At 41.8% G+C, this 12,695-nt stretch carries 10 protein-coding genes and 1 CRISPR repeat array; of the genes, 3 read left to right on the top strand and 7 right to left on the bottom strand.

Annotated features, from left to right (window positions below; all coding sequences use genetic code 11):
* Window positions 1-465: 465 nt before the first annotated feature.
* Window positions 466-1,167 carry an SIMPL domain-containing protein gene (locus F973_RS01340; RefSeq protein WP_004681333.1) on the top strand — a complete coding sequence of 234 codons (702 nt, stop codon included), beginning with the start codon at window positions 466-468 and terminating at the stop codon, window positions 1,165-1,167.
* A 58-nt stretch (window positions 1,168-1,225) separates the two neighbouring features.
* Here the strand turns inward: F973_RS01340 and F973_RS01335 are convergent, their stop codons facing one another.
* A complete protein-coding gene (locus F973_RS01335; RefSeq protein WP_004759218.1) occupies window positions 1,226-2,320 on the bottom strand; it encodes a fatty acid desaturase family protein in 1,095 nt (364 codons plus the stop codon).
* Window positions 2,321-2,334: 14 nt separating this feature from the next.
* The gene (locus tag F973_RS01330; RefSeq protein WP_004759217.1) at window positions 2,335-3,402 is read right to left on the bottom strand and encodes a ferredoxin reductase; all 1,068 of its coding nucleotides are present in this window, start codon (window positions 3,400-3,402) and stop codon (window positions 2,335-2,337) included.
* A gap of 269 nt (window positions 3,403-3,671) precedes the next feature.
* On the opposite strand from F973_RS01330, the gene fabR reads away from it, so the two are divergent.
* Entirely contained in the window at window positions 3,672-4,370 is a 699-nt protein-coding gene (gene fabR, locus F973_RS01320) for an HTH-type transcriptional repressor FabR (protein WP_004759216.1), read from the top strand.
* Window positions 4,371-4,590: 220 nt separating this feature from the next.
* Window positions 4,591-5,088, top strand: coding sequence for a DNA starvation/stationary phase protection protein Dps (gene dps / locus F973_RS01315; protein ID WP_004755823.1), 498 nt, complete (start codon window positions 4,591-4,593; stop codon window positions 5,086-5,088).
* A gap of 65 nt (window positions 5,089-5,153) precedes the next feature.
* Here dps and rapA read toward each other — a convergent pair whose 3' ends face one another.
* The 5 genes from rapA to F973_RS01290 all read right to left on the bottom strand — a co-directional run bounded on the left by rapA (window position 5,154) and on the right by F973_RS01290 (window position 11,958).
* Window positions 5,154-7,991 carry an RNA polymerase-associated protein RapA gene (rapA, locus tag F973_RS01310; RefSeq protein ID WP_004759213.1) on the bottom strand — a complete coding sequence of 946 codons (2,838 nt, stop codon included), beginning with the start codon at window positions 7,989-7,991 and terminating at the stop codon, window positions 5,154-5,156.
* 145 nt (window positions 7,992-8,136) lie between these two features.
* Window positions 8,137-8,781: an RluA family pseudouridine synthase gene (locus F973_RS01305; protein WP_171062284.1), complete on the bottom strand. Its 645-nt coding sequence runs from the start codon at window positions 8,779-8,781 to the stop codon at window positions 8,137-8,139.
* 151 nt (window positions 8,782-8,932) lie between these two features.
* Window positions 8,933-10,240 carry a glutamate-1-semialdehyde 2,1-aminomutase gene (hemL, locus tag F973_RS01300; protein ID WP_004759211.1) on the bottom strand — a complete coding sequence of 436 codons (1,308 nt, stop codon included), beginning with the start codon at window positions 10,238-10,240 and terminating at the stop codon, window positions 8,933-8,935.
* 51 nt (window positions 10,241-10,291) lie between these two features.
* Entirely contained in the window at window positions 10,292-10,903 is a 612-nt protein-coding gene (thiE, locus tag F973_RS01295) for a thiamine phosphate synthase (protein ID WP_004681344.1), read from the bottom strand.
* A gap of 182 nt (window positions 10,904-11,085) precedes the next feature.
* Window positions 11,086-11,958 carry a hypothetical protein gene (locus F973_RS01290; RefSeq protein WP_004681346.1) on the bottom strand — a complete coding sequence of 291 codons (873 nt, stop codon included), beginning with the start codon at window positions 11,956-11,958 and terminating at the stop codon, window positions 11,086-11,088.
* A 169-nt stretch (window positions 11,959-12,127) separates the two neighbouring features.
* Window positions 12,128-12,695: direct repeats of the CRISPR family, unit length 28 nt; unit sequence TTTCTAAATGACGTATGCCGTCATGAAC.

Here is a 12,695-nt window from a genome sequence, read left to right as displayed (position 1 = left end):
ATCGAATTACCATCTCTGATATGGGTAAAAGAAATAAGTCTGGTGACTTGCGGTCGTTTGACTCGGTGCTTTTTAGAATCTAGCGCAGATACAATGTTTTATATCTTTCAACTAGGTGCGAGATGATACCTAATTTTGAAAGAAAATAAACACTTTTTATGCCTGACACTCATCTAATCTTATTGAAAAAATACTTCTTTCCAATAACTATGATGAATTATCATCATACTATGTGACAAGTGAAAGAAAGTATGCTTTTTTATTTGCAGTTTGTATTTTAGATAAATGGTCAAACACTTTTAAATAATCCATTATTTTTTAATCGTTTTTATTTATTTTTATGTTGCAAAACCTCCCTAATCCATTACAAAGACACCACAAAATATGCAAAAGTTCGCCATCCGTTGTTTCTAATATCAGACTTGTAAAAATAAATGTTTAATACCAAATTTTAAGGAATTTTTTATGCGTACTTTAGCACTTGCAACATTAATGATCGGAGCTGCACTTAGCCCAAGCCTTTTTGCTCATGAGACTGAAAACTTGAACTATAATATTGTGAATATCCAAGCAGATGCAGCACGCCAAGTTGCGAATGACGAAATGCGTGCAGTTCTCTATATTGAGAAAAGCCACAAGCAACCTGCTGAGCTTTCGAATCAAATCAATCAACTGATGAATCAGGCACAGGCGATTTCGCGTAAATATTCACAGGTCAAGGTCGAAACTGGTGCGCAAAGTACCTACCCTGTTTATGACAATGACAGCAGCAAGTTAAAGGAATGGCGTGCCCGTGCTGAAATTCAGCTTGAAAGTAAGGACTTTAAGGCGGCAAGCCAGTTGATTAGCGAGTTGCAGCAAAGCTTCCAGACCCAATCCATCAATTTCACCGTATCGGATGAACAGCGCAAGAAAGTTGAAAATGAGTTGATGATTGAGGCATCTAGAAACTTCCAGCAACGTGCACAGGCGATTACTCAGGCATGGAATAAAACCCAATATAATCTGGTCAGTTTAAACCTAAATACCAGCAACTATTTCCCACAACCAATGATGCGGGGTGGCATGGCAAAATTTGCGATGGCGGAAGCTGCACCTGCACAGGACATGGCGGCGGGTGAATCAAAAATCACGGTTAGCGCCAATGGGTCGATTCAGTTTAAATAATTCGAAAGTTGAACTGACCTCAGCATAAGGGCGAACACAATTCGCCCTTATGCTCTAATCACTTTTTAAAAGGCAGCGCATATTTAAAAATACGTCCGACCACTTCACCAAACTGTTTGACAAAGCTGGCATTGTTGTAATTTAAGCCATATTTTTTACATACCGCTTCAACTTTCGGTGCAATTTGGCGATAACGGCGTGCAGGGATATCAGGAAATAAGTGGTGCTCAATTTGATGACTCAAATGTCCCGTCAAAATGTGAAATGCTTCCGAGCCAGTCAAATTGGATGAACCACGAATCTGGCGCATGTACCAATGCCCACGACTTTCATCTTGCAGCACTGTTTTTGGGAATACTTCTGCATCTTTGGTAAAGTGACCACAGAAAATAATGCTGAATGTCCAGATATTACGAATGCCATTGGCGACCAGATTTCCTGTAAACACAGGAATGGCTGATGGCCCTGCAATCAATGGAAAAAACACATAATCCTTAAACAGTTGCTTGGCGATTTTCTTTTGCACAGGTTTCCATTCCTGCTTAAATTCGTCCATGGTCTTACGCTTGTAGACAACTTTACCTAATTCAAGATTTTGAATCGCAACACCCCATTGGAACAACAGGCTAAATGGCAGAATGTATAGCGGTTGTATGACCGAAAACCTGCTCCAGCGTTGTTCAGGAAACAGGCGAAATACGCCATAACCCACATCATCATCCATGCCTTTCACATTGGTATAGGTATGGTGCTTATAGTTATGGGTTTGTCGCCAGTTATCCGAGGTACCCACTGTATCCCACTCATAGGTTTGACCGTTAAATTTAGGGTCATTCATCCAGTCATACTGCCCATGCATGACATTATGACCCAGTTCCATATTTTCCATAATCTTGGCAAAACCAAGTAAACCTGTACCTAATAGCCATGCAGGCGGAAACCATCCAGCAAACAGTAAGGCACGACCTAGAAAGCTACTATAGCGGATTGACGAATAAACACGGCGAATGTATTTAGCATCTTTTTCGCCCAAATCGTCCAGCACCTCCTGCTTGATTTGATCCAGTTCCCTGGCAAAAGCAGCCAGTTCGGCTTCGGTTAAATTACGATTTTTAGGATTTTGAAAAAATTGATATTTTACAGGCATATTCATATTGTCATTCTCGCTTATAGATCAATCACAAGATCAGATTGAGCTGAATTTACGCAAATCTTGAGTAACTGGCTTGGCTCGTGGTTTGCTGAACCATTGAGCAAGTTTTTGGTCGCGCCTTGTGCTTTGGTGCAGGCACACTTATTACAGATTCCCATACGGCAACCATGCTTTGGCTTGATCCCCTGATGTTCCAAACTGCTTAGAATAGACTGGCCTTTTGGAATGGCGATGGTCTTGTTGGATTGTGTCAATGTGACATTGATAAAACCCGTATCAGTTGCATCTATATCAAACTGGCTTAGACTAAAAGCTTCGGTCTGGATTGAGGCGACATGCTTAAACAATGTTTCCGCAGTTGCTGCAAAACCTGATGGGCCGCAGGCATAAACTGTGGTTTCATTTAAAGATTTAAGTTGGTCAATATGAGACGGGTTTAGGCGTTGATCCTGTTCCTGCGTATAAAAAATCTGATAAGTAAAATTCGTAAAGTTTTCAGCAACTTCTTTTAGGTACTCAGCATAAGCCGCATCTTCATGCGTTTTCACCCAATACATCAATTGCACAAATATGGCTTTAAGCTGTCTGGACTGACACAAAGCCTCAATCAAGCTCAGCATTGGCGTAATGCCACTACCTGCCGCAAGTAACAATAGCTTTGGTGTTTGAACCTGCTGCTGCATTTCACCATAAGGCTGTCCCAAACGCAGAATATTACCTGTTTGACTTTGATCGACCAACCAAGAACTGACCAGACCTTGATCAATTTTTTTCACCGTTAGGCAGAGATGGTCTGCATCGACCTGCATCAGGCTATAGGTTCTTTCATAATGACGACCTGCAATTTCCACCGTCACAGGATGATGCTGACCTGCAACACCACGTTGCACATGGCGGTTACATTGCAATATCAGGCTCACCATATCCTTTGCCACAATTTGTTTTTTTACGACTTTGGCAAGAGGTTGATTCATTGACCATAAAGGGTTGATTTTCTGTAACCAGAAATTGGCATCATGACTGCTCATGACGCTTTGAGCCATTGAGTTAAACAGGGAAGCCCTCTTTTCGATTGCTTGCATGCGCAGTTACTCTAATTGTTTTCTTAATTATTATACATATGTATATTTATTTGTATATACACTTGTATATTTATTCAAAAAGAATTGTAAACAGGATTTTTTACAAAATGTTTACCATAAAATGAAAAGTGCGCAGTCAAGGGCAGTGTCTTGCAGAAATGGAGTTTTCCCTGTTTCCCACAGTGGAAAGCAGCCCCGATTGATTTACATTTCACAAGCCCATCGACAATCGCTATAATCCCAAGCAGCTTATTTATGTTTTGAAAATGATGGTTCATTCTTCTGTTTTAACACCCAGTCCCAAACCAGCAACAGATGAACAGGATGTTGTTTCCATAAAATCTCCTGTACGTTCAGTTGGCCGAAAAGCCACCATTACCAAAGAAGAGTTATTTCAAGCCACCCTGAACCTAATTGGCCCACAAAAGAGCATCTCCTCCCTGAGTTTAAGGGAGATCGCGCGTGAGGCGGGCATTGCACCCAATAGTTTTTATCGTCATTTTAGGGACATTGATGAACTCGCAATCGCTCTGATTGATCGGGCAGGTTTGGTACTGCGTAAAATCATTCGTGAAGCACGCCTACAGGCGGTATTGCAACATAGTATTATCCGCAGTTCAGTCGAAGTTTTTATTCAGCTTCTGGATGCGGATGAAGGTTATTTGGGCTTATTGTTACGTGAAAGCTATACGGGTTCAACTTCCTATAAAGAGGCTGTAGACCGCCAGCTTTCATTCTTCCAGCAAGAGTTGCACGAAGACCTGATTCGTCTGGAACAGATCAACAATAACAGTCACATGCCCCATGCGGATATTGCCGCTAAAGCCATCACCCAACTGGTGTTTAACATGGGTGCGAAAGTGATTGACCTGTCTGCTGAACAACGGATTGAAGTCGCAGAACAAACCATGCTCATGATCCGTATGATCCTGACAGGTGCCCGCCATTTAACAGAAGAACCGCTCTAGTTTTATGTTTCCGTGTGGTGCAGCCCTTACTTGTACCACACTCAATCAACCCACTTACATTTCTTCCCACATTCCCTTCTTTGTATTTCGCACAGTATTCAAACTGATACAAAAGCAGTCAAAATCTAAACACTCAGGCGTATTCAACGGCGTAAAATAGTTATCGAAATAAATGATTTTGATCCATTTTCATGCTTATTAAAATTGAAATGAGGTAACTATGAGTTCTTCAGCAGCGAAAGCTTTAAAAGTTTATACACGTAATAATTTAGATGACTCCATTAAAGAAGCAACGGTCAAAATATTAAATCAAATACTTGCAGATCTTATTGATTTGTCCTTGCTCACCAAGCAGGCCCACTGGAATATGCGTGGTAGCAACTTTATTGCCGTGCATGAAATGCTGGATATGTTCCGTACTTCGTTGATTACCCATCTGGACAATGTGGCTGAACGTGCGGTACAAATTGGTGGTACCGCATTGGGAACGACCCAGACCGTAGCGCAAACATCGCATTTAAAACCGTATCCTGTGGAAATCCATGCGGTACAGGATCATTTAAAAGAACTTGCCGATCGGTATGGCGTGGTGGCAAACCATTTACGTGACACGATTGATGAGATTCAGGACCCGATTTCTGAAGACATTATCCATGCTGCCCTGGAAGACCTGGATCAATATTTATGGTTCCTTGAAGCCAATATCGAACAAAAGTAATTTCTGTTCAGCAATAGAAAAACGAGGGTCAAATGATCCTCGTTTTTTTATTGCATGGTGATGATTTAAGGTTTGACCACCACCAACACCTGAATCGCTTCTGGAGTCACAGAAAGACCATCTAATAAACTTAGACCCTCTTTCTGGAACTTTTGTAAATGCTCAATTTCATCTTGACGAATACTTGGGTTAAATTGCTTAAGATAAGTTAAACGGTCAATTTCATATTGCCATTTACTGCCATAATGCTCTTTAGCTTGTTGCATCAATTCAGGCAAAGAGGTTTTGGCAATATCTAAAGCTTGTGCGTAACGCTCTTCAATTACATTGCGGCGTGCTTTCACCACCTGACGACAGCTATTGCCATCCAGATGATGCAAATATGGACGTAAAATGCCTGGATCAATCTTGGCAGACAAGTCCTGACCATTTTCACTCAGCAACACACGAATCAACTGTTTTGGCAGGCTTGATGGCAGGTTCAAGGCTTTTGGTGCAACCACATCCACCTTAAACCACACTTCCAGTAACACCGAACCTTGCTTTAATGCATTTGATTTCAGCAAAGCCACATTGGTACTGCCAAATGACTGTGTACGGATCATTTCCATGACACTTTCAATAAATGGATGTTCCAGTGTCAGATATTGTGCATCTTCACGGATTTGCGCCTGATCACGATAGAATGTCGCGGTCATACCCTCTTCGTCTAGAGTTAAACCCTGCACCTGCATCTGGTCGGTTGGCTTGATGATGACCGTACCATTGCTTTGCTCATCAAAGTCAATATTGGTCGATGACATAAAACGCTTTACGAACATTGGTAAAGTCGTATTGTCATCATAATCCTCAAGCGCCTGTACAATGCCCTGTGCAACAACTGGGCGACAAGAATTGTACTCAAGCAAACGGTCACGACCTGCTTGTAGTTCAGCTTCCAGAGCCTGACGCTGTACATTGACTTCTTCAAGCAAGTCTTCAAAGGTTTGACCTTGATCTGCCAATAGACAGTCTTTCAGTTCAACGATAAAGTTCTCTTGTAGCGTTTGGGCAGTTGGAGAAATATTGCTAAAAATATTCAGTGCTTCGTTATACCAGCGGAACATACGCTCCTGCGCTGTACCGATCAAATATGGTACATGAATCTGGATACGGTTTTCCTGGCCAATACGGTCCAGACGGCCAATACGTTGTTCCAGCACATCAGGGTTGGCAGGCAGGTCAAATAATATAAGGTCACTGGCAAACTGGAAATTACGCCCCTCTGAACCAATTTCAGAACAGAGTAGAATCTGTGCACCATAGCTGTCCTCAGCAAAATATGCCGCCGCCTGATCACGTTCTAATAAACTCATGCCCTCATGGAACATCGCGGTACGAATACCCGCGTGTAAGCGCAATACATTTTCCAATGCCTCCACCACAGGACCAGTACGCGCGATCAACAACACTTTTTTGTGTTTTAAATCTTTACGTAAAACTTCCATCAACCAAGGCACACGAGGATCGGTTTCCATCCAAGAACCATCAAGCTGCCCCTCTTCTGGCCACATCTGCTCACGCATTTTGCCATCAAATGACCAGTCTTCTGGGGCTGGTAAAGGCGCTGGCTGGCAATCACGACCTGGGAAACCTTGAATCGCTTCACGTGTGTTACGGAACAGGATACGACCTGTACCATGACGATCCAATAATTCATGAATCGCACGCATACGTTGTTCAGGCTGATCATCAATACGATGACCCAACAAGCCCTCAAGTGCAGCTAAATGCTCTTCTGTTAAAGCATCATCTGACATCAATACTTCTGCAATTTTCGCAGTTTGCTGGTATTGCTCTTCCTCATCAAGGAAACGGTCAAGGCTGCTAAAACGTTGCGGATCAAGCAGGCGTAAACGGGCAAAATGACTTTCTACACCCAGTTGCTCTGGGGTTGCAGTGAGAAGCAACACACCCGCTGTTTGTTCTGCCAGTTCTTCAACCAGATCATAACGGTCATTGCCGCCCTCTTCCTCACTCCACATCAAATGATGCGCTTCATCAACCACCAGCAAGTCAAAACCTGCTTCCAAAGCCTGTTCACGCAGGTCTTCATGGTCAATCATCAAATCGACACTGGCAATAATGCATTGCTCAGTCAGGAATGGATTCAGGTCAGGATCATGTTCTTTGATCGATGCGGTACGAGTTAGGTCAAACAGGGAGAATTGCAGATTGAAACGGCGACGCATTTCAATCATCCATTGATACTGCAATGAATCAGGCACTAAAATCAGGATACGTTCTGAACGGCCTGTCTTGAGTTGCTGGTGAATGATCAGGCCCGCTTCAATGGTTTTACCAAGCCCAACCTCATCCGCAAGAAGAACACGGGGCGCAAAGCGCTTACCCACCTCATGCGCGATATAAAGTTGGTGTGGAATCAGGCCAACACGTGCGCCGAGCAAACCACGTAATGGGCTGGTGTGCATTTGAGCCTGCAACAACATGGCCTCAATACGCAGGTCATACCATTCCTTATAATCGACCTGACTGGCCAACAGACGTTCTAAAGGTTTTGACAACTGGATTTGCGCACCAATACGGGTTTCATTCAGTGCCTTGCGTTCCTGTTCGCCATTTGCCAAAGTGCGAACCACATCGTAACGGAGCACGCCATGACGGTCTTCGATGGATTCAACAATCCACTTGATGCCTTCCTGATCCTGAACTTCATCATTCACATTGAAGATGATACGGGATAAAGGCGCATTATTGCGTGCATAGACACGGGTTTCATCACTTTTGGGGAATAAAATGCTGATAGAACGTTCATCTACATCAATAAGAACGCCTAAACCGAGTTCTGTTTCTGTATCTGATAACCAACGTTGACCAATAGCAAACTGCTGCAATTTTTCCACCTTTATCTCAAGTTAGCCTAGATATTGTATTCCGTAGCCCTGATAGGGTTTAAGGTATTTTATGTAGTTTTCAACCATGTATTTTGACACAAAGCACCATCTAATAGCGTGCATCACATCATGATTTATTAAAAAGTTTTAGCAACTAAAACGATACGGGACAATCAAAACTGAGTTGTGTCCCTGTCTTCGGGTGAGTAAAACTTAACTGCGTTGCATGTAAACACAAACGGTCATAAAGCTGCTGCTGTTCTGGCGTGGCATATAAGGTGTCACCAAGAATTGGATGACCTAAATATTGCATATGCACACGAAGCTGATGGGAACGCCCTGTAATCGGGATGAGTTTAACGCGTGTTACCATTTGTCCCTGAATATCGAAGTGTTCAATGGCCTGCCATTCTGTTAAGGCTGGTTTGTGATGGGAATCATCCACAATATGCAATGGTGGGCGGCTTGGATCATAGATTACAGGGATATCCACTGTGCCCTGTCCCTCTAAATGGCCCGCAACCAATGCCTGATAGATTTTTGCGGTTTGACGATCCTGAAATTGACGGGAAATGGCGCTTTGTCCAAACCTGGATAGGCCAAAAACCAATATGCCCGAAGTATCACGGTCCAAACGATGAATGAGTAAAGTTTTTGGTTCTAGTTTTAATAAACGATTAATCAAGCAATCTTGTAAATCAGGTGTTTTCCCTGGCACCGTCAGCAACCCTGCGGGTTTATGGATGACCATAAAATCTTCATCACGATGAATCAAATGTTCACTTAGAAAATCACTCAAAGTAGCCTTCCAACGACTGGATGAAAACAAGCGGGCAATCATAAAAAGCTTAGACTAGAAATACAATGAAAAAATCGATTTAATTCTAATTTTTTATTCCATATCTAAAAAACACCACAACAATAGTCATGGTGTTTCCTGATATCTGAAATTACGCAGAAGCTTTCATTTCAGCAAATGTTTCTTTTGCAGCTTGAATTGTCTCTGCAATGTCTTGATCAGAGTGTACTGAAGAAATAAAACCTGCTTCAAATGCTGAAGGTGCAAGGTAAACACCACGTTTAAGCATACCATGGAAGAATTTCTTAAATGCATCCACATCACAGGCCAACATCGAATCAAAGCTGGTAATGTCCTCTTGATCGGTGAAATAAAGGCCGAACATACCACCCACCTGCTGGGTTTTAAATGGAATGCCTGCCTCATCTGCCGCCGTCTGTAATCCTGCAAGCAATTTCGCTAACTGTGCCGAAAGCTTGTCATAAAATTCAGGTTCACGCAGATGCTTAAACATCTCAATACCCGCACGCATTGCCAAAGGATTTCCTGACAATGTCCCTGCCTGATACACGCCGCCTAGCGGTGCGATACACTCCATGATTTCACGTTTACCACCAAATGCGCCCACAGGTAAACCTGCACCAATAATCTTACCCAGTGTCACCAGATCAGGCTTCACATTATACAGGGTGTGTGCCCCGCCTAGAGCAACACGGAAACCTGTCATCACTTCATCAATAATAAATACGGATTTGTATTCATCACAGACATCACGAATGGCCTGTAAAAATCCGTCAATTGGTGTAACCAGATTCATGTTGCCTGCCACTGGTTCAATAATTACCCCAGCAATCTCATGACCAAACTTGGCAAAACATTCTTTCAAGGCTTCAATATTGTTATATGGTAGCGTTAAAGTATGTTTGGCAAAATCGGCAGGTACCCCTTTGGAAGTCGGCTCACCTTCACCCAAGGTCAATAAACCTGAACCCGCCTTGACCAATAACGAATCTGAATGGCCATGATAGCAGCCTTCAAATTTTACAATCTTGTCACGACCTGTGTAACCACGCGCCAGGCGAATCGCAGTCATGGTCGCTTCAGTTCCTGAACTGGTCATACGAACCAATTCAATCGCTGGCATGATCTCGCAAATGGTGTCTGCCAAAGTCGTTTCATATACTGTTGGTGCGCCAAAGCTTAAACCATCCTCAGCTGCAGTTTGTACCGCCAGAATAATATCGGGATGCGCATGACCTAAAATCATTGGTCCCCATGAACCGACATAATCTACATAGCGTTTGCCATCGACATCCCACAAGTATGCCCCTTTTGCCTTTTCAATAAAGACAGGCGTACCACCAACACCGTTAAATGCACGTACAGGTGAATTGACCCCACCTGGAATATGTTTATTTGCTTGTTTAAATAACTGTTCTTGCTTTGGAGATAAACTCATAAAAGACTCAACCTAGAATCGAAGAATAAAATGTCGAAACGATGCAAAAAATTATGCAAATAACTTTGCCCATGCATTTACACGAGCAGGAATTTCAGCTGTTGACCGTCCTAATATATCACTAATTACCGCACAAAGGCTTGCTCCTGCCTCAATGACCACTTGGGAATTTTCAACGGTCAAACCACCAATGGCACATATTGGTACTTTAAACTTCTGCTTTGCTTGTTGAATGACTTCAACTCCAACATTACCTGCTTCAGGTTTAGTTGAAGTGGCATAGACTGCGCCAAATGCAACATAAGTTGCACCTTCAGCAATTGCCTTTTCAGCTAGTTCTAAGCTGTTTAAGCAAGTTCGCCCAATAATCGCCCCCTGTGGTAGACATGCGGCCGCATCAATAATTTCGCCATCAGATTGTCCGAGATGAACACCCAAACCAAATTGTTCTGCCAGCGATAAATCATCATTAATCACAAATGGAACCTGATATTTTTCACACAGGATCTTAATCTGCTCCACTTCAAGCGGCTGATCGGCTTTTGCGATTTTTTTACGACGATACTGCAAAATGGCAATATGTCCTGTTGCCAACGCAAGCTGTAGTTTTTCTAGTAATAATTGGATTGGATCATCATTGGTAATCAGGTAGAGACCGTGCATAAGAAAAGACTCATAAATTTTATCGAACAAGTATAGATCATGAAAATATCATCGGCCATCCCTACATATTTACCTTTATTATGAATATCAACATTATAAATTCCAGTATTTATAAAAAAGCCGCACTGGAGATGCGGCTAAAAGTGTTATGACTATATAATGAGATTACGGGATAAATAAAATTAATAATCGTAAACTTCATCCCAAGTAATGGTCTTGTTAATCACCTGTTTTCCATCACTAGATGCTTGATACATCAAAGTTTTGGCATCATTATTTGCGATTAAGATTGAATAGTTTTTGTCATTGGTTGTATCAACCACTTTCAACTGACCATCGTAGGCATCTGAGTCTTCATCATTAGATTTATATCTAAAAGGATTGATGGTATTGAATTTAGCTGAATAATCTCCAATTTCACTGCCTTTAACCTTAAATATACCCTCAGAACTTAAAGAATATGCCCCATTGCTTCCCTCTTCCTGGAAGCTAGTTTTAAATGCGCTGAGATTATATTCCACTGTCCTTGATTTTTTATTATCGTCAATTTCTGTTGAAACCACTTTCAAGTTGTTGGTTTCAATGGTACCGCTTGTATCATTTGCCGTGCTGGTTACTTTAAGTGCACCATTTACCAAACTGCTTTCCCCATCATCATAACTGATTTTGAAGTCTACATATTGATATTGATTTGTTGAAAGGTTAATGACACCTGAAACCGCAGTATCATCATCAAATAAACCCCTACAATTATTAAAGGTAATTTTATCGCTTGTTTTTACATAGTTGCCTTGAGAACAAGGCGTACCCTCTACAGCCTCATCAGCGCCATAGACCAATGCATCAACAAAACCAAAATTAACAAAGGTACTTAAAGCAGAGTGTGTAATTGTATTGACCGTCTTTTCAAGGCCCCAATTGGCGGTAGTCGTTTCAGTTGGTTTATTTTTATCATCAATTTCTTGCTTTATATTATCAATGACATCATCTGAACCACCACAACCTCCCAATAATAAAGTACCCAAGACCGCAGCAGCTGCCATTTTATATTTCATGATATTCTCCTTACTTCACAATATGATTAGTGTTAGAGAAAAGCACTATTGTGTCTATTCCTCAAATGAGGAGTAGACAGGATCTTTTTTTAATATTTAGATAAAATTATGGATTATCCTAGATGGATATCCTTAACCTAATTTTATTTTGGCAATAATTGAAACCCAATTATTAAATGACGCATGCCGTCATGAACTCCTGCCGTGCCTGTGCCCTCACACTTAATTATTTCTAAATGACGTATGCCGTCATGAACAGATGACAATTGAAGAATTATCTAATTTTACGTTTCTAAATGACGTATGCCGTCATGAACTGAAAAATGCAATGCGTAAAAATGGAATGGCATTTCTAAATGACGTATGCCGTCATGAACTCGTCATGACTGAATACATCAGTAAGAGAACATTTCTAAATGACGTATGCCGTCATGAACCATCATCTGTACCACGCTCACCCGCAGGCAATTTTCTAAATGGCGTATGTCGCCATGAACTGATGACCCACCAAAATCAAATATGTTTTATCTTTCTAAATGGCGTATGCCGTCATGAACGCATTGTCAGGATTTCCAATTGCATTCTCTATTTTCTAAATGACGTATGCCGTCATGAACTCAAGCTTCCTGCTGGTTTGCAGGAGGTTTCGTTTCTAAATGGCGTATGTCGCCATGAACCTTCTTTAGAAAGATCGCTCGCTCAGCATCTCTTTCTAAATGGCGTATGTCGCCATGAAC

Origin of the sequence: Acinetobacter sp. CIP 102129, from assembly GCF_000368305.1 — a bacterium.
GTDB lineage: Bacteria > Pseudomonadota > Gammaproteobacteria > Pseudomonadales > Moraxellaceae > Acinetobacter > Acinetobacter parvus.
Note: the sequence above shows the minus strand (reverse complement) of the source record. Positions and strands in the feature narration are given on the sequence as shown.